The following is an 18,677-nucleotide window of genomic DNA, read 5'->3' as shown; positions in this document are numbered from 1 at the left end:
CTGCCGGTAATCAATGCCCGTTGTTGATGGACAGGAAGCGGCATGACTCTCAAGCCTGAACTCGAACGGCGTCTCTCGCCCTACCTGGCTTTTTCGCGCGCAGAATGGGCGGCATTGCGGAATGGTACGCCAATGCCGCTGAGCGCAGCCGAACTGGATTCGCTGGTTAGTCTCAATGACAGCGTCTCAATCGAAGATGTGGCTGACATCTATTTGCCGTTGGTTCGCCTGTTACAGCTCTACTATGAAAATGCCTGCCGATTATATCAGGCAACGAGTTCTTTTCTTGGTTCGGCAACAGCGCGCGTGCCATATGTGATCGGGATTGCCGGTAGCGTGGCAGTTGGCAAGAGTAGCACAGCGCGCATTTTGCAGGCGCTGTTGACGCGCGGTCCTGGCCGGTTGAAGGTTGATCTCATCACCACCGATGGCTTCCTCTACCCTAATCGAGTGTTGCAAGAGCGGGGCATCATGCACCGCAAAGGTTTTCCAGAGAGTTATGATCGGCGGCGTTTGTTACAATTCATGGCCGATATTAAATCGGGTTATGGTCCGGTGACGGCGCCGGTCTATTCACATCTGATCTACGACATAGTGCCCGATCAGGTGCAGGTGGTCGATCACCCGGATGTGCTGATCGTCGAAGGTCTGAATGTGTTGCAACGTGGCGCCAGTCATCGCCGTGAACCGCAGCTCTATGTGTCTGATTTCTTCGATTTTGCTATCTATGTCGATGCTGATGAGCGCGATCTCGAGCAATGGTATATCGAGCGCTTTTTGCGGTTGCGTGAAACGGCTTTCCGCGACCCTTCATCCTATTTTCGCCGCTATGCTGAGTTGAGTGAAACTGAGGCAATTGCGACTGCTCGCCGGATCTGGCGTGAAATTAACTACATCAACTTGAAGCAAAACATCGAGCCGACGCGCTGGAGCGCCGATCTGATACTGGTTAAAGGGTCGCGGCATGAACTCGAGCGGGTCTATCTGCGGAAGTTGTAGTAGCGTAACTGCTGGCCAAAGGTAGCCCTCTCGGTCGTGGCGGCTGGTCATAAGTGAGGAAGTGATATGCGGATTTGCATTGTTGGGGCTGGCGCAATTGGGGGCTGGCTCGGCGCGAAGTTGATTCAGGCCGGGGCCGAAGTGACTCTCATTGCGCGGGGTGCGCATCTGGCCGCGATTGAAGCGCATGGATTGACCATCATATACCAGGATGGCCGCCAGGAGGTGGTGAAACCGGCAATGGCCACTGCCGATATGATTGCTGCCGGCCAGCACGATATGGTGATTGTGGCGGTGAAGGCGCAATCGTTGCCGGCGCTGGCGGCGCCGATGCGCGCCCTCTACGGCCCAACTACAGCAGTGGTGTACGCGCAAAACGGTATTCCATGGTGGTATTTTCTGCGTCATGGCGGCCCTTATGAAGGGCGACGGATCGAGTCGGTCGATCCCGGCGGTGTGATTGCTGCCAATACTGAAATCGAGCGCGTGATCGGCTGTGTGGTCTATCCGGCAGCAGCCATCGAGCGACCCGGTGTGATCCGCCACATCGAGGGCAATCGGTTTACACTTGGCGAACCTGATGGCAGTCGCAGCGAACGGACGATGCGGCTGAGTAAACTGCTCGAATCGGTTGGTCTGCGCGCGCCGGTGAAAACCGATATTCGCAATGAGATTTGGCTCAAGCTGTGGGGTAATCTCTCCTTCAACCCGATCAGTGCGTTGACACGCGCTACGCTTGACCGGATTATCGCCGATCAGGGTACGTACACATTGGCGGCAACGATGATGGCAGAAGCGCAACAGGTTGCCGAGACGTTGGGCGCGCGGTTTCCAGTCTCTATCGAGCGTCGGATTCGAATGGCCGAAGAGATCGGCGCTCATAAGACCTCGATGTTGCAGGATATTGAAGCCAAACGTCCCACTGAGATTGACGCCTTATTGGGGGCAGTGGTTGAATTGGCCGAATTGACCGGCACGCCGGCGCCTACCTTGCGCGCGATCTATGCCGTTACCTCGCTGTTGGATCGGATTAATTGCGGGCAGTGATGGGTCGATGAGCAGCCGGAACCTTCTTGTGATACCATAAACAGGGAGATCGTGGCAATACCGGGGTGAAACAACTCGCCGGATGACCGTCTCGATCTGAGCGCAGGCAGCGGCGTAATTGGGTGAGAGAGGTATACTGATGCGCGATTTGCTTGCTAATCCGGTGCTTCATCGCGAGCTATTCGGTCGCATTCGCGGACGCAATGCCTGGTTGATTCTGACCGGCTATCTGACTGTCATCGGCGCAATAACCTTACTGATCTACGCGGTTTTTGCCAGTTCGACGAGATTCAATGATCCAGAAGCGTCTCGCTCGCTTGGCAAGGCTATCTTCTTTACGGTGATGACCGCTGCGCTGATACAGGTCTGTTTTCTCTCGCCTTCGTTGACTGCCGGCGCAATTGTGGGTGAGAAAGAGCGACAAACCTACGATCTGCTGCTGGCATCGTTGTTGTCGCCAGGGCAAATCGTCATCGGCAAACTGATCTCTGCCATCGCCTTTGCGCTACTGCTAATAGCGTCTTCGTTGCCGATTGCGGGCCTGGCGCTCATTTTTGGGGGCGTTACCGGGCAAGAAGTACTGATCGGCACTGTGGGTCTGCTGGCAACGGCGATCAGCTACGCAACGATTGGTCTATTCTGGTCAACAGTGATGCGCTCGACACTGGCTGCGACGGTATTGGCCCAGGGTACGGTTATTGCGATCCTGTTGTTGGTGCCATTCTTGTTTTTTGTCATCTCGTTACTGATTGGCGCCTTCAATGACCTGCTTTCCCCATGGTACATCTACACGATGGGGGCCTTCCTCTGTCTGCATCCGTTCATTGCGCTGTCTATGACTGCCGGTGCGCTCGAAACCGGCAATGGCCCATGGCTGTGGGAGATTCCCTCCTCGGTGGGTAATCTGTGGGTACCGTCGCCATGGCTGGTCTATACTGCATTTGCGATCGTCATCACGGTTGTGTGTTTGTGGATGGCAATCTATGAAGTGCGGTCAGACGAGACGGTAGGGTAGACGCGGCAAATTATTCCCGGAAGCAGGTTGGAGTGGCTATGCTGATTGCGACCGGCAAGGGTGGTTGCGCGTATTCTGCCCGCTCATCGCGAAAAGAAGTGGCAAGCACTGCCACTTCGACAGATAGCCTATCTCTTGTGAATACTGACAAGCTCAGCAAGCAGGGACAACCAGCATCAACGACTTCAGCTTGAGCATAACGAACGCAATCCTGCTCCTACCCTTACCAGCCCACTGCGCTGCAATCAGGTTAACTCACGCAACCAATCGGCAATAATAGCCGCCACTTCAGCCGGTTTCTCCATCGGCACCATATGGCCGGCCTCAACTTCAACCAGCCGGGCATGAGGAACTGCTCGATGGAAACGGCGCCAGACCGAATCGGTAATCAGCTCAGAGCGGGTGCCGCGCACAATCAACAAGGGGCCTTGCCAGCGGCGCAAATCGCGCCATCCATCGACCGGTGACGAGGCGAAAATGTGCGACTCCCACTGTTTCGGCCAGGCCAGCTTGTAGCCATTACTATGGCGACGCAAGCCACCGTTGAGATAGCCTTCGAGCGCGGCAGGCGTGAAGTCGGCAAACACGCCGCGACCTTGCCAGCGCTGTCGCGCTTCATCGATGCTGGCAAAGTGATCGCGTCGGCGTAACGCACCCTGGGCCAGGGGGAAGCGATGCCCCTGACCGCTGCGCTGGAGCAGCCAGATCAGCATCTGTAGCCGTCGGCGAAAGAAGACCGGGTCGATGAGTGCCAGGCCGCGAAACAATGCCGGTTGTTTGACTGCGGCAAAGAGCGATAAAATCCCACCGAGCGAATGACCGATCCCGATCACCGGTTCGTGAGTTACAGTTTGCAGATCGGCAAGCAGATCCGCCGCCAAATCGCGCCATGTCCCCCCCGGTTGCGAATCACCATCGACGCGCAACGGACGTGGCCGGTATCCGAGAATGCGTCCAAAGGACGACAGTCCGGCGGCGAGAGGGACATATGCTTCTGGCGGAAAGCCGTTAGCAGGCGCGATATGGATGAGACGGGGGCCATGGCCTCCGAGCTCACAATAGGTTGGGATGGTGACTGACATGGTCGTCATCGGAACATTGTCACCAGGCTTCAGACAGCAGACGGGCGGAGAAAGAGACTGTTCCCGATAGCCGGTTCAGTGTCCGCCCACCTGAATTATCCTTACATTTGTATCGAGCTATGTTACCGGGTTGCAGTTGCTACGCGATCTGACAACCCGGTAACCGTCATACACACGACGCAACAATGACATACTGCCCATCGATCACAGAGAACAGGCAGAGACATTCAGCCGCCAGCCTAATCGTCGCGCCGTCCTTTGTCTTTGGTCACAAAAAACCGAATCGAACCATCTTGGAGACATTCAGCCGCCAGCCTAATCGTCGCGCCGTCTTGGGCGTGGCCGATCGGCATCGCGGCGCGGCCCACGCAACTCTTCGCGCAGACTGCGCGGCTCATCGCGTCCACCGCGCTGTTCATCCCGCGGACGCGGGCGCGGCGCGGCGCCAGCAGCTTTTCGTTCTTCCGGCGTCTCGCCGGTCAGCACTGCCCGGCGGCTCAGGCTGATTTTGCCGGTTGTCCGGTCAATATCAATCACCATTACATTGATCTCATCGCCGAGCGAAACCACATCTTCGACATTCTCAACTCGCTTATCGTCAAGTTCTGATACGTGTACCATGCCATCTTTGCCGGGCAGGATATTGACGAAAGCGCCGAACGGCTTAATACTGACTACCTTGCCGAGAAAGATGTCACCCACTTTTGCTTCGCGGGTCAGCCCCTCGATCATGCTGATTGCCTTCTTAGCCGCTTCCCCATCAGGTGTGGTAATAAAGACGCGACCATCATCTTCGATATCGATCTGAGCGCCGGTCGTATCGCAAATATTCCGGATCGTCTTACCGCCGGGGCCAATCAGCGCGCCGATCTTTTCCACCGGGATCTGGATCGTCATAATGCGCGGCGCATAGATCGACAACTCAGGGCGCGGTGCGCTGATCACTGCGTTCATCTTCTCGAGAATGAAGAGCCGTCCGGCGCGAGCCTGCGCGAAAGCCTGCCGCATAATCTCGTAGGTGATACCGGTAGTCTTGATATCCATTTGCAAACCGGTGACACCTTTGGCAGTGCCGGCTACCTTAAAGTCCATATCACCGAGGGCATCTTCGAGGCCTTGAATATCGGTCAACACACGCCAGCGCCCATCTGCTCCGGTGATCAGACCCATTGCCACCCCAGCTACCGGCGCTTTAATCGGCACGCCGGCATCCATCAGGCTCAGCGACGAGCCGCAAACTGAGGCCATTGATGACGATCCATTCGATGAGAGCACTTCAGAGACGAGACGGATCGTGTACGGGAACTCCTCTTCGCTAGGGAGCACAGCGTACAGCGAGCGCTCGGCGAGAGCGCCGTGGCCAATGTCGCGCCGGCGAGGGGTGCTGAGTCGGCGCACTTCACCGGTGCTAAACGGCGGGAAGTTATAGTGGTGAATGTAGCGTTTGGTCGTCTCGATGCCAAGATCGTCAACTTTTTGCTCATCGCCGGGCGAACCGAGAGTAGTGATCGTCAACACCTGGGTTTGACCACGAGTAAAGACTGCCGAACCGTGGACGCGAGGCACGACTCCGACCTCGATGCTGATCGGGCGAATCTCATCGAGGGCACGGCCATCGACCCGGATGCCTTCATCAAGGATGGCGTTGCGCACTTCATCCTTGAGAAGCTTCTCGAACGCCTTGGTCACCTCTTTGGTGCGGTTCGGTATCTCTTCCTCCGGCTCATCGGCGGTGAAGTGAGCGATCACCTCGGCCTTCAGCGCCTCGGTTTGCGCCTCACGTTCCTGCTTAATCGGACTGCGAACGGCCTGGCGCAGGCGATCGCCCATCCAGGCGCTAACTGCCTCTTCGAGCGAGGTATCGATTACAGGCGGAGTGAAGGGCCGCTTGGGTTTGCCGCAGAGCTGCACCAACTGCTCTTGCAGCTCGCAAATCTGTTTGCAGACGGCGTGCCCATCGATGACCGCCTGGAGCATCTCGTCTTCAGTCAACTCATACGCGCCAGCTTCGACCATCAACACAGCATCTTTCGTGCCGGCAACAACCAGATCAAGCCGGCTCTTTTCGATGTCTCCCATCTTGGGGTTAACGACCAGCTCGCCGTTGAGATGCCCCATCTGCACCGCTCCCACCGGGCCGGCGAAGGGAATATCGCTGATCGACAAGGCAGCCGAGGCGGCGATAATGGCCAGTGGACCGGGATCGTTCTCCATGTCGATCGAGAAGGTGGTGATAATCACCTGTACTTCGTTGTAGAACCCTTTGGGAAAGAGGGGGCGCAGTGGGCGATCAGTTAACCGTGAGATGAGAATCGCTGTGGTGGTAGGTCGGCCTTCGCGTTTGAAGAAATTACCAGGAATCTTGCCTACCGCGTACATCTTCTCTTCGTAATCGACGGTAAGCGGGAAGAAATCAGTGCCTTCACGCGCCTCTTTGGCGCAGACAACAGTCGCCAGCAGCATCGTGTCGCCGTAGCGGGCTACCACTGCGCCATCGGCCTGCTCGGCGAAACGTCCGGCTTCCAGGGTTAAAGTACGACCGGCAATCTCCGCGCTGACGGTATAAATTTTTCGTTCTGTCATACGTGCTTGCTACTCCTGACCAGAATGGGCATTACTCGCCCGCTCAAAACCAAACTACGGCTGCGCTGGCAGCCGGGGCGCGGAGTTCGGCACTGGCGTATGCGCACGAGGGTATCATTCGCACGCGCCAATCCCGAACCACCGCGCCAGACCACTGACAAGCAAAGAGCGCCGCGCGGCGAATACCGCTGGCGCCCTCCTCGACCTTATTTCATACCGACGGTTGCCCCTACCATACTTAGCGGCGCAGACCGAGGCGATTAATCAGGCTACGATAACGTTCACGATCCTTAGACTGCAGATAGTTGAGCAGTCGTCGCCGTCGCCCGACTAGCTTGAGCAGGCCACGCCGCGAATGGTGGTCGTGGGAGTGGACGCGCAGGTGCTCAATCAGTTGATTGATGCGCTCAGTTAGAAGAGCAACTTGAACTTCGGGCGAACCGGTATCACTCTCGTGAATTTGATACCCGTTGATAATTTGCGACTTTTCCTCTTTTTCAAGCGCCACGAGTGGTTCCTCCTCGCGTAATCGCGCGCGGGCCGGCGCAGCCCGGCGTTCCTGCATTCAAAGTTGTCGATATTATAGCATAGATTGTCAGGTTTTGCCAACTTATGTCGCGCAAGCTTCACCATCCAACCTCGCGTGGCACACGCGGCAAAATACCGGTGAGTACCTCATAGCTGATTGTTCCTAACCAACCGGCAATTTCATCCACCCCAATTTCGTCGTCACCCTGACGGCCGATGATTGTCACCGCGTCGCCCCGTTGCACACCAGGGATGTCGGTGACATCAACCATCGCGTAGTCCATGCAGATTCGACCGACAATTGGCGCGCGGCGACCACGAATGAGCACAAAGCGCCATGGCGGCGAGCGGCGCAAACCGTCGGCATAACCGACCGGAATAGTGGCAATGCGGGAAGGTCGCGAGGTGACGTACACGCCGCCATACGAGATCGGTGTTCCTGCCGGGTGTTCGCGGACTTGCGCCACCTCGCTGTAGAAGCTGAGCGCAGGGCGCATGCCGGGTAGAAGTGGCGAAGCTGGACTGGGCGCGAGACCATAGCAGGCCAGCCCGGGTCTGACCATATCGAATCGGGCTGCCGGGAATCGTAAGGTAGCGGCGCTATTGGCTGCATGCACGATTGGTGGTCGCAGGCCGGCGCCAGTAATTTCGTTGAGCGCCGTCTGAAATCTGGCTATCTGGCGTTCAGTTGGCGCAGGATCGGCCTCGTCGGCGCGGGCAAAGTGCGTGTAGATACCTACTGGTTCAATGCCGGGAAGGTCACTGAGGCGCGCAAGGAAAGGGCCTGCTTCCGTGACCGACAGCCCGAGACGGGCCATACCGGTATCGACTTTGACATGGACGCGCGCGCGCTGGCCGAGTTCGCGCGCAGCGGCATTGAGAGCCTGGGCCGTGTCGTCATCAAAGAGGGTCACCATCAGGTCGAGGCGGATTGCGTCGGCGGCCTGCCATGGCGGGGTGTACCCCAAGACGAGGATCGGCGCGTTGATACCCTGGGCGCGTAATGCCCGTCCTTCGCCGAGTGTGGCGACGGCCAGCATGTCGGCGCCAGCGGCAAGGGCGGCTCTTCCTACCCGCGCCGCGCTATGGCCGTAGCCATCACCTTTGAGGACAACCATAAGAGGCACGCCAGCGTGGGCGCGCAGAAGGCGGATATTATCGGCGATGGCAGTGAGATCGAGATGAACCCATGTGGGCCGACCGGGATCGCCGATCCGCGCGCTGCGCCAGGCCGGTTCTTGCCGCATGAGATAATGTTCTGGCGGATGATCGGGCGCCAGCAGCGGCGCAATGATCTGTTCGAGGCGTTCGCCTGCGCCGCCTGATACCAGTATCAGATCGGCGGCAGCGCGGTCATGTGGAAGGGCGGCGCGGGCGGCGCTATTGGTGTCAACGATATGGATGGCTGCATTGGGATTGGCTGCTCGCGCTGCATGTGCCATCGTCGCCGCGCCGATGCCTTTAAAGATCAGGTAATCGGCGCTCCGCGCCGCTTGCGTGCCCAGGTCGATCAACATCGGCGTAGGATCGATAGCCGGTAGCTCGGCAGGTGTTCCCAGCACGGCAATGCGTCGTTGCGCAGGCAATGCGGCCAGAGTTTGCAAGGCAGCGATCATAGCCGGGAGCGTGGCATTGAAGCTATCATCAAGGATGGTTTCGCCGCGTGATCCCGGCAAGGGTCGCAAACGTCCGGCAGGGGTAGTCAATTGGGTCAAGGCCTGCGATATAGCTGATGGCGCGATACCGCAGGCCAGGCCGGTGGCAACTGCCGCCAGTGCCGCAGCCACACCCGGCGGGCCGAGCAAGGGAGTAGCGATTGGCAATCTGATCCCACTGCCCTGAGCGATGAAGGTAACGCCGTGGCGTCCGTATTCAATCGCTGTGGCCTGGATCTCGATCCCGCCTGCGCCGGCGTAGTGAAAGTTGTCGGTCGCGATGAGCACACTGGCTCCTTGCGCTGCCAGCAACGTTGCCATCCCGGGATCGGCTGCCGGCGTGATGACGGCCAGGCTCGGCGGAAAGGCTGCCGCCAGGGGAGCCAGGTGCTCGCCGGCGAATTCGAGCACTGCGTAGCGGTCATCGTCGCGGAGGCGGGCGAGCGAAATTGGCAGACCGAGCAGCGAGTTAAAATTGCGCCGGCTTTGAAAGGTGGGGTGCCGGGTTGCCAGTACGGCTGCAATCGCGCGGCGGGCTAACGTCTTGCCGATGCCGCCGGTAACTGCAATAACGGTTGGTTGCAATGAGCGCAGGCGCTGACTGGCCCAGCGCAGCAGGAGCGTCTGCGGATCAGGGCAGACAATGACGGTTGCGTTGATGTCAGCGCGTGGTGGGCGACTGCACAACACGCCACGCGCTCCGGCGGCCAGCGCCGCCGGGATGTAGTCGTGACCGTCAGCGCGGGCAGTGCGGAGGGCGATAAAGCATTCGCCGGCGGCGGTCAACCGCGAGTCATAACTCCAATCGGTGAAGCTATCGGTAAAAGCAGTTCCAACCAGAGTGCCACCAGCGGCAATCAGATCGGCGAGCTGAACAGGCATAGGCGTTCTCCCGGACAGACAGGCATAAAGACATTTTTAGCTTAGTCAACTTTTGCTATAATACTCGCCATGAGTAATTCATCTGCCGCTACCGCAACCCGGGCCGGTGTTACGTGGACATGGCTGATTGTTGCCCTCTTTGCCCATACCGGCTGGGGCGCCTATCCCGTACTGGCTCGCTATCTGCAAACGATTAGCCATCTGCCCAGCATGGCTATTCTCGCTCTCGGCAACGCGATTGCACTGCTCATCTACCTGCCCTTTGCCTATCGCCATCTCGATCGGCGCGTGTGGTTAACACCGATCATCTGGCTTTTCGCGCTGGTAGTCAGCGCGCGGGCGATGACCAACCTCACCTCGGCGCGCTTCACGCTGGCGATCTATGTGCAACTGATTACGTTGCTAACCCCGCTCATTGTCGCGTTGATGAGTAAGGTGTTCTTTCGTGAACGGTTGCCACCGTTTACGCTGCCGGCTATCGGTCTCTCGATCTTCGGTTCGTTGCTGATGATGAGCGGTGATCTGAGCAGTGGCGCCATGTTGCGCCTCACCGGTAGCGATCTGATCGGCATTGCCATCGCCTTCGTCTCGGCCTGCGCGCTGGCATTGTACATGATCTTGATACCGCGCGCGACCGGCACCGGTCACGTGCGGGCAGAAGCAATGCTGCTGATCCAACTGATTGCGCTCACCGTGACCTGTGGCGCGATGAGTCTGCTCTTAAGTGAGCCGTGGCAGCAGTTTACCGTTATCGGCCCGTTCGATTGGGCAGTCTTTGCCGCTTTCATCGTGTTTGTGCTGCTTGGCGCCAATCTTGGCCAGATTGTGGCCTTGCGCCAGCTTGGCGCGCCAATGGTCAGCAGCACGATGGGCTGGCGTCTGATCAGTGCGCTGGCGCTGGCAGCATTGTTGCTCGGTGAGCAGTTGCAAAGTGTCTGGCAAGTGTTGGGCGCAGGTATCGTGCTGGTGACGATTACCATCTATTTGCGTCGTTCCCACGCCAGGAAGTAAGATTGTTGGGTCTGGGTGATATGAACGTGCAGCGAGGAAGCTATGGATACCGTGATCCGCGCGCTCGATGTCGCTCCGCTCGATATTCCGCTGCGCAGTCCGTTTGGCATTGCCGGTGGCGCGCAGGAGATCGCCCGTAATTTGCTGGTTACGGTGGAACTCGCAAATGGGGTGCGGGGCTACGGTGAGGCTGCTCCTTTCCCCGCTTTCAACGGCGAGACGCAGGCCGGAGCACAAGCGGCAATCGAGTCGGTGCGAACGGCAATTGAAGGGGCAGACGCGCGCGAGTGGCGAGCGATTGCCGACCTGTTGCGCGAGCGGATCGGGGCAAGCGGATCGGCTCGTTGCGCCATCGAGACGGCAGTGCTCGATGCGCTGACGCGCCACTACGGTATCCCGCTGTACGTCTTCTTCGGTGGCGCCGGCCAAACGCTGGAAACCGATATGACCATCACCACCGGTACGGTAGAGGAAGCGGCACTGGCTGCGCTCGATATTCTTGACCGTGGTATTCGCCAGATCAAGGTTAAGATCGGCGGCAGTGATCTACAACACGATCTGGCGCGCATTACAGCGATCCGGGCGGTGGCACCCGACGCGCCGTTGATTCTCGACGGCAATGGCGGATTGACCGCCGAGACGACACTGGAGTTGCTGGGAGCGTTATGCCTGCAGCAGATTGTGCCGGCTCTGGTTGAACAACCGGTACCGGCTGACGATTGGGAAGGGATGCGGCAGTTGGCGCGGTGGAGCGGCGTGCCGATTGCTGCCGATGAGACGGCTTCCAGCGCGGCACATGTGTTGCGGATTGCGTTTGAGCGGGCAGCTCAAGTGATCAATATTAAGTTGATGAAGACCGGGGTGGTGGAAGCGTTAGAGATTGCGGCAATTGCGCGCGCTGCCGGATTAGGACTGATGATTGGCGGGATGGTTGAATCGATTCTCGCGATGACTATGTCAGCGCATGTTGCTGCCGGTCTGGGTGGCTTCCGCTTTGTCGATCTCGATACACCGCTCTTTCTGGCTGAAAATCCCTTCTCAGGCGGTTTTGTGTTGCGCGGTGGCACAATCGACCTCAGCCACATCACCGCCGGTCATGGCGTTAATCCCTGATCGAGAGTTCCTGCGTGTTCATGCTCTCGCGAGCGAGAGCGCTATTAATCTCATTCGATCTGAGCGGCTGATTACTCGCCAGTCAAATACAGAAGTTCCGCTGACTGGTCTATGGTAGTCGGGACGGCAAGAACGGTCGCAGGTTGTAGTGGGTGAGTCGGGGGGAAGCATTGGTTGGCAGTGAGGCTTGCCGGGTTTGCTGCCCTATCTTCAAAAAGTCTTACGGGTAAGCTTGCTCATGTCAATTTACGCCTCCCTGATTTCGGGCATAACGCGGGAGCCGAGCGTTTCCAATACTTGCCGGATGTCTTCGGGCTTCACGGTTGGATCCGTAATTGTTACGCAACAGAGTTTTGATGGAACGTCAATTTTGGCAGAAATTGCTCCTGATTCTACAAGATTGTGCTCTAGTTTCAGGATTGCTTTTGCGTCGCGCTGGCACATCTCTGCATAGTTCTGAACTCGAAAACAGACAACAAGATTGTTTTCCTGAGATCTGAAAATTCGCTTCAACAGTTTCATACCTGTACACCTCAATACGCTGAGATGGTATGTCTTGACGCCAAACACTCTCTGGCGCCTAACCGCTTGCGTTTCATCCGTGCCGCGAAGCGTAGCGCGGCGGTGTCAGGCGCAAGTGAGAGTTAGCCCGCTTGATATTATTTGCAGTTGCCAAGATAGCAGTAACTATCACAATGATAATATAAGTCTAGATCTAAAACTATATGGATTTTGATGGTTCAAAGTGTGTTAAAAAATTTTTTGTCTCCTGTATTGATATGCATATCAAAAACATAACCATGTTTCTCTATTGATTTGTTTGTTGTTCTAAAAACTTTTTTATGGATAGCGATGTCTTTATAGAAGAAAAGTTAGATTTTTCTATGTTAAGGATAGTGGTTACATCTATTTGAAATTTCTTCAAGTCTTATTTGCTGAATATTAAGATTTTGCGAGGTTTCTGTTTCGTCAAATGGGGCTATTCCGCCACAATATGTCCCCTGGGCTATGATTCCTGTACTTGCAATTGGCGTTAACTTGTGCTCGCGAAATGAGCCGTCAGTTTGTAAAGTATGGTCGTGAAGTAGTATGGACTGCGCTGGCGCTCTGTGTAGGTTAAGAGGGCAATATTTAACAACCCCTATCTCGGGCTGAGATCTGTTCGACCGAAATCGGTATTCGGACTTCGTATGTCGTGGTCTGTACGTTGATTTGCACATTGCCGGCCCGCACATCATAGAACCAGCGCAAAACAAACTCCATATTCGTTCCAGGGGGTGCAACTACACGGATACTCTTTGAAGTGTTGCTATACGCACTGTACTTTGCAGAAATGGCTCCTTCTACAACGGACTTAAATCCAGCAGCAATTCCTGCTCCAAACTCAATAGTTGTTGCAACATCTCTTGCTACTATTTGGTCTGTGTCTCCTTTGCCTCCACCATTGTTGAGGCGGATAATCTCATCTCATACACAATGGTATTCCTGCTAATTTCAGTAGGTTCAGGGTATGCGGAGCCGCAGCCGCTTATTACTACCAGCAATGCTAATAAAAACAACGCAGAAAAAAATCGACACATCATATGTCTTCTTAAAATAAGCGGGCTAACGGCATATGCTCCATCTGCGCCGCGCAGCGGCGTCAGGTGAATCGCTTGTTGGGTGCCAATGCGGACTGGAGCAAAACCCCACCGTCTGCAAGCCCGCCTATCACTTCTGGCAAAGCGCAAACGATATTGTCATACTCCGCAATGACTGTAGCACAACGGTAGCACAACACTATTACCAAAACACCCGCTAACCGTTCACCGTCGTCACAGGCCGGCCATGGCAAGCGCTGCGCCATAGTCCTGCCGAACTTGAGAGCCTGGCGTACCTGCACCTTTCGCCGAGCCTTTCACCTCTCGCTGCTGACATTGCCTGCTGCTCGATACTCCAGGCTGGGCATCAGTCGCGCGCGAAGCAAGCGCAGCAAGCGGAGCGTGTCGGCTGGATGGGCATGTTGGGCAATGGCAATCCTGCTCAGGTTTTCAGAGATAGCAGCGTTTGCTCCACGCGCGGATACAGCTTGTCAATCTCCGCCTGAATCTCCATTGTGCGCGCCAGGGCGGTGACGATGCGGCAGTAGGCGCGGATGTCGTCCAGGGTGAGTGACCGGCCCCGGCGGTCTTTGAGCCATTTCTCACACACCTGGTAACCGCCGATGGTGTACTCCCACACGTCTGGGGCAACCGGCGCAAAGTACTGGGTCTCGTTGATCGAGACTTTCTTCGCTGCCGCGTCGTAGGCGACGTTGACCACGCGGTTATCCCCCGTCCCCTCAAAGTGGGCGAGGGGCGGATCGTGGTCGGGCGAACGGAGCAGGTGCAGGGCGACCAGTTTCTTGCCCAGGGCGGCCAGCTCCGCAAAGAGTTCAGGGTCGGCGGGGAAGGGGATGCGGGGGAAGTCCCGGCGCAGGAAGTCGGCGTATTTCTCCCGATAGGTTGGGGCGTATAGCACGGCGTAGATGTAATGGAAGACCTGCTCCGGAGTAACGGAGACCGACGATTCTTTCAAGGCCCGGCCAATGGCGGCCAGCACACTCGTTAGGTCGGTGAAGACCTGGTCGTTGGTAAAACGCAATACGCGCAATCCCTGACGTTCCAGGAACTCCTGGCGGATTGCGTCTTCCTCTGCGGTATATTGATGAATAGGCCCATCCACCTCAATGACCAGCCCTGCATCCCGGCAATAGAAATCCACAATGAAGCGCCCAATGGTGTGCTGACGCCGGAATTTGTATCCCAAGAGTTGCTTATCCCGCAGGTGTTGCCACAACATCTTCTCCGCAGGTGTGGGATGCCGACGCATCTCCTGGGCGAGGGGCTTGAGTTTTTCCCAGAGGTGCGGCGGGGTACGCCAAGACCCCTCCCCCCACACCCCTCCCCGCTCGTGGGGAGGGGTGTGGGGGTGGGGTTATCTGGCTCGCGAGGAGGGGGTGCGGGGGTGGGGTTATACGGCTCGCGGGGAGGGGGCTGGGGGGAGGAAGTATACGCCTTTTGCAGCACCGCGAGCAGGTCTGGTTTCAGATTTGGCCGGCGCCCCTGCGGCTCCTGGTCGCTAAAGAGGTCTTTGCGCTCGGCTTCGGGGTAGAGGTAGAGGGGAAAATGATAATCTATCCATTATTGCAAGATTAAGTTAAGCGATGTCGGTTGTATTCTTTAATCTCCTCTTCTGAAAGGTCATCGAGAGACACTAAACGATAATGTCTTTCCGAGGAAACCCTTACACCCTCTTCTGTCAACACGAATTCAACTAACGCGATAGTATTATCCTCTACGAACTGAGCAGTTAAGGGTCTTCCGATTGCATTGGGAAATTTCTCGGCGCATACTGCACAGTCTCGTTCATTTCTGTCCGCGCCGGGCCATCGCGGCGCTGGTTGCCGACACCAGGGAACTGTTCGAGCCTCGATTAGTATCGGCGGATGAGCGCGACGGCGATGGTGTACTGCTGTATCCCGGCGCTGGTCGCATGCGGCTTCCTTAAAGCGGAGCGCGCCCGGTTGCGCGTCGCGGGTGACGATGACCGGCTACCTCCCTCGTTGATCTGCTCAAGCGTTTCCACCAGCAGTTTCCGCATCAGGAAGTCTTCGCCAGGCATTGTTTGTCAACTCGCCGCGTAGCAGTCGGTACGAGCAGGGAGATGGTGAGGGTAGCGCGCTCACAGAGCAGGAGTTGCGCTGGCATCGTCGATTGATGCGCAGCGTTTTCTATTACTCCTATCCATAACACATTGTGCAATTCAACCATAGCATGTACTGCTCTGTTTACGTATACTGAAATTACATCGATACTATTCGCATTGATGCCACCTGCGCGTCGCACTGTTGCGGCGGCGGGTGCTTATTCTTTTTTGGAGCACGCATGGCAGCGCGACTCTTGATTGCTGATGATGAATCGCTGATTCGAATGCATCTACGCGAAACGTTGCAGTCGCTCGGTTATCTGATTGTTGGCGAAGCAGCAGATGGGCAGCAAGCGGTTGTGATGGCGCGTCAGCTTCGCCCCGATCTGGTCTTGCTTGACTACAAAATGCCGCAGCTTGATGGATTGGAAGCGGCAACTATCCTGTGCCACGAGGAGGTGGCGCCGGTGATTTTGCTGACCGCGTCGGCTTCGCGAGACCTGGCTGCGCGCGCGCGGATGGCCGGTGTGTTTGGCTATCTGATCAAACCGTTTCGCGATGCTGAGTTGATGCCCTTGATCGAAGTGACCCTGGCGCGCTGGCAGATGTATCAGGCGCGTCGCAATGAGGTGATGGCGTTGCGTGACCGGATTGAGACACGCAAAGAGATCGAGCAGGCAAAGGGTGTGTTGATGGAACAACACGGTTTGACTGAGGCCGAGGCGTTTCGCCGGATTCAGCAAATGGCGATGCGTAACCGCAAGACGATGCGGGAAGTGGCCCAGGCGATCTTGTTGACCCACCAGTTGTCAAATGGCTAGCAGTGTCATCGATAGACGCCGGTTGCTTAGATGGCAGATGATTTGCAAGCAGGCTGTGGTATCCTGAATCTGGAGCGAGCTATTCTGGGAGGAGACTATGCCTGCTGCTCGTCATGCGGTAATTCTGGTTGCCGGCGCATCAACGCGCACTCGTCCGCTAACCGAACATCGTCCAAAGCCATTGATTCCGCTGCTTGGCCAGCCACTACTGGCGCACATTCTCGATGAGCTGGTTGGCCTGATCGACCGTGTTACCCTCGTGGTTGGCTATCGCGCCGATCAGATAATAGCTCAGTTTGGCGCCGAATATCGTGGGATGGCGCTCCGTTACGTCCATCAGACCGTGATTAACGGCACGGCTGGGGCGTTACTGGCTGCTGCGCCAATTGATGAACCCTTTTTGTTGCTGTACGGCGATAACCTGATTGACCGCGCTGATGTGATCGGGGTCTGTCAGCATCGTTACGCTGTTGCCGGTCTGCGCGTTGCCGATCCGCGGTCGTTCGGCGTGCTTGATGTGCGGGATGGGCTGGTCTACCGGATTATCGAGAAACCGGCTCATCCGCCGGCTGATGCGCTTGCCAATCCCGGCATTTACCATTTCGATGAGGAGGTCTTTCCACTGGCGCGGCAGATCATCCCGTCGCCGCGCGGGGAACTTGAACTGACCGATCTTATTGCCTTGCTGTCCGCTCTCCATCCAATCGCCTGCCACATCTGTGCCGGTCACTGGATTCCGGTCGGCACACCCTGGGAGGCATTGCTGGCGGCCCGCTTTTTGCTGGCGCGGATGGCGCAGTCGCAGATTGCATCCACCGCTCGGATCGATGATCAGGTTGAGCTGGAGGGGACGGTTGTGATCGGAGAGGGGGCGCAGATCGGGGCTCAGGCACGGATTGTCGGGCCGACGGTGATCGGCCCGCGCGCTATAGTTGGGCCGGGCGCGCTGGTAGTTGCTTCAGTGCTCGAAGCCGGCGCAACAATTGGTCCCGGCGCGATGGTGGGTGGTTCGGTGATTGGGGCTGAAGCGATGGTAGGGGCAGATGCCATGGTGAGCCATTCATGGATCGACGACGAGGCTCAAATTGGCCATCATGCCGCGCTGAATGCGGCTGAACTCCCTGATGCGCAGCCGGTGGCTGTCGTCAACGGTGTACTATCGCTGGCCGAGATGCGTACCCGCGGCGCTGTGATTGCCGCGCGGTCGTTTGTTGCGCCGCAAAGCGTGGTTGCGCCTGGTAGTGTCGTGACCTATGGCGCGTCGGCTTGAAGAGGGCTGTTAACCTTCCCTACACTGGCTGACCGAACACTTCGCCGATAATTTCTTCGATTGGCGGTTCAGCGATATTTACATCGGCGACCGGTAGTTCGGCCAGTAGCCGCGCGCCGATGCGTGTCGTCTCATTGCGGGCAACTTTTAGTTCGACTTCAAGCCCCTCAGCGCGTTGCACCTCGCCGTAGCGCGCCAATATCTCTACCGCAACCGGTTCGCTCAAAACCAGATGGATGATCTTGTGGGGGGCGACCTGCTCAATCATACTCTGCAAATTGCCGTCGTAGAGTAAGCGTCCGTGGTTGATCACTATCACTCTTCGACAGAGCGCAGTGACATCAGCCATGTAATGGCTGGTGAGCAGTACGGTCGCGCCGTAGTGCCGGTTATATTCGGCAACAAACTCGCGCACCCGCGCCTGCATCGTTACGTCGAGGCCGATAGTCGGTTCGTCGAGGAAGAGGACTCTAGGGCGATGGAGGAGAGCTGCGGCCAGTTCACACTTCATCCGCTCGCCGAGACTGAGCTTGCGCACCTGTTTGTTGAGCAGATCGCCGAGATCGAGCAAATCGATTAGTTCGGCGAGTGTGCTGCGGTACTCGGCAAGCGGTACCTCGAAGATGACCCGATTGACTTCGAAGGTCTCGATTGCCGGTAGGTCCCAGAGCAGTTGTTGTTTTTGTCCCATCACCAGCGTAATCTGCTTGAGAAAGGCGGTTTGGCGGTCAAAGGGCGTGTAGCCAAGCACTCGCACTTCGCCGCTGGTTGGGTGCAGCAGGCCAGCCAGCACTTTGAGCGTTGTCGTTTTGCCGGCGCCGTTGGGGCCGAGAAACCCGACCATTTCGCCTGGGGCAATGGTGAAATCGATACCGTCAACTGCTTTGACGGTCTCGTAACGCCGGCGCGCGAAAGCGCGCAGCGATCCGGCAAGGCCGGCCTCTTTGCGATGGACCTGGTAGTATTTGCGCAGATTGCGAACTTCAATCGACATACAGCATTTCT

General features: G+C 57.1%; 15 protein-coding genes. 8 read left to right on the top strand and 7 right to left on the bottom strand.

Annotated elements, in window-relative coordinates; genetic code table 11:
• Positions 1–42 precede the first annotated feature (42 nt).
• From coaA to Q0650_RS11075, 3 genes are all read left to right on the top strand, one after another.
• Positions 43–999: a type I pantothenate kinase gene (gene coaA, locus Q0650_RS11085; protein ID WP_298818922.1), complete on the top strand. Its 957-nt coding sequence runs from the start codon at positions 43–45 to the stop codon at positions 997–999.
• A gap of 66 nt (positions 1,000–1,065) precedes the next feature.
• The gene (locus tag Q0650_RS11080) at positions 1,066–2,046 is read left to right on the top strand and encodes a 2-dehydropantoate 2-reductase (RefSeq protein WP_298818920.1); all 981 of its coding nucleotides are present in this window, start codon (positions 1,066–1,068) and stop codon (positions 2,044–2,046) included.
• 139 nt (positions 2,047–2,185) lie between these two features.
• Entirely contained in the window at positions 2,186–3,061 is an 876-nt protein-coding gene (locus Q0650_RS11075) for an ABC transporter permease (RefSeq protein WP_298818918.1), read from the top strand.
• A 245-nt stretch (positions 3,062–3,306) separates the two neighbouring features.
• Here the strand turns inward: Q0650_RS11075 and Q0650_RS11070 are convergent, their stop codons facing one another.
• From Q0650_RS11070 to alr, 4 genes are all read right to left on the bottom strand, one after another.
• Positions 3,307–4,152 (bottom strand): alpha/beta fold hydrolase, encoded by an 846-nt coding sequence (locus Q0650_RS11070; RefSeq protein ID WP_298818916.1) that lies wholly within the window; start codon positions 4,150–4,152, stop codon positions 3,307–3,309.
• A gap of 306 nt (positions 4,153–4,458) precedes the next feature.
• Positions 4,459–6,726 (bottom strand): polyribonucleotide nucleotidyltransferase, encoded by a 2,268-nt coding sequence (pnp, locus tag Q0650_RS11065; RefSeq protein ID WP_298818914.1) that lies wholly within the window; start codon positions 6,724–6,726, stop codon positions 4,459–4,461.
• Positions 6,727–6,964: 238 nt separating this feature from the next.
• Positions 6,965–7,234 carry a 30S ribosomal protein S15 gene (gene rpsO, locus Q0650_RS11060; RefSeq protein ID WP_298818969.1) on the bottom strand — a complete coding sequence of 90 codons (270 nt, stop codon included), beginning with the start codon at positions 7,232–7,234 and terminating at the stop codon, positions 6,965–6,967.
• Between the two features lie 118 nt (positions 7,235–7,352).
• Positions 7,353–9,791, bottom strand: a complete 2,439-nt coding sequence (gene alr / locus Q0650_RS11055; RefSeq protein ID WP_298818912.1) for an alanine racemase — start codon at positions 9,789–9,791, stop codon at positions 7,353–7,355.
• A 69-nt stretch (positions 9,792–9,860) separates the two neighbouring features.
• On the opposite strand from alr, the gene Q0650_RS11050 reads away from it, so the two are divergent.
• Both Q0650_RS11050 and Q0650_RS11045 read left to right on the top strand, forming a co-directional pair.
• Entirely contained in the window at positions 9,861–10,802 is a 942-nt protein-coding gene (locus tag Q0650_RS11050) for a DMT family transporter (protein ID WP_298818910.1), read from the top strand.
• A gap of 42 nt (positions 10,803–10,844) precedes the next feature.
• A complete protein-coding gene (locus Q0650_RS11045; protein WP_298818909.1) occupies positions 10,845–11,915 on the top strand; it encodes a dipeptide epimerase in 1,071 nt (356 codons plus the stop codon).
• 246 nt (positions 11,916–12,161) lie between these two features.
• Here Q0650_RS11045 and Q0650_RS11040 read toward each other — a convergent pair whose 3' ends face one another.
• Both Q0650_RS11040 and Q0650_RS11035 read right to left on the bottom strand, forming a co-directional pair.
• Positions 12,162–12,437 carry a hypothetical protein gene (locus tag Q0650_RS11040; RefSeq protein WP_298818907.1) on the bottom strand — a complete coding sequence of 92 codons (276 nt, stop codon included), beginning with the start codon at positions 12,435–12,437 and terminating at the stop codon, positions 12,162–12,164.
• Between the two features lie 1,500 nt (positions 12,438–13,937).
• The gene (locus Q0650_RS11035) at positions 13,938–14,834 is read right to left on the bottom strand and encodes a type ISP restriction/modification enzyme (protein ID WP_298818906.1); all 897 of its coding nucleotides are present in this window, start codon (positions 14,832–14,834) and stop codon (positions 13,938–13,940) included.
• Positions 14,835–14,953: 119 nt separating this feature from the next.
• On the opposite strand from Q0650_RS11035, the gene Q0650_RS11030 reads away from it, so the two are divergent.
• The 3 genes from Q0650_RS11030 to Q0650_RS11020 all read left to right on the top strand — a co-directional run bounded on the left by Q0650_RS11030 (position 14,954) and on the right by Q0650_RS11020 (position 17,672).
• The gene (locus tag Q0650_RS11030; protein ID WP_298818904.1) at positions 14,954–15,091 is read left to right on the top strand and encodes a hypothetical protein; all 138 of its coding nucleotides are present in this window, start codon (positions 14,954–14,956) and stop codon (positions 15,089–15,091) included.
• 729 nt (positions 15,092–15,820) lie between these two features.
• Positions 15,821–16,402 carry an ANTAR domain-containing response regulator gene (locus Q0650_RS11025; protein ID WP_298818902.1) on the top strand — a complete coding sequence of 194 codons (582 nt, stop codon included), beginning with the start codon at positions 15,821–15,823 and terminating at the stop codon, positions 16,400–16,402.
• A gap of 97 nt (positions 16,403–16,499) precedes the next feature.
• The gene (locus tag Q0650_RS11020) at positions 16,500–17,672 is read left to right on the top strand and encodes a sugar phosphate nucleotidyltransferase (protein ID WP_298818900.1); all 1,173 of its coding nucleotides are present in this window, start codon (positions 16,500–16,502) and stop codon (positions 17,670–17,672) included.
• Positions 17,673–17,691: 19 nt separating this feature from the next.
• Here the strand turns inward: Q0650_RS11020 and Q0650_RS11015 are convergent, their stop codons facing one another.
• Complete coding sequence (locus Q0650_RS11015) at positions 17,692–18,666, bottom strand: ATP-binding cassette domain-containing protein (protein WP_298818898.1); 975 nt, start codon at positions 18,664–18,666, stop codon at positions 17,692–17,694.
• Between the last annotated feature and the right edge of the window lie 11 nt (positions 18,667–18,677).

Origin of the sequence: uncultured Chloroflexus sp., assembly GCF_937129525.1 — a bacterium.
Classification (GTDB): domain Bacteria; phylum Chloroflexota; class Chloroflexia; order Chloroflexales; family Chloroflexaceae; genus Chloroflexus.
Note: the sequence above shows the minus strand (reverse complement) of the source record. Positions and strands in the feature narration are given on the sequence as shown.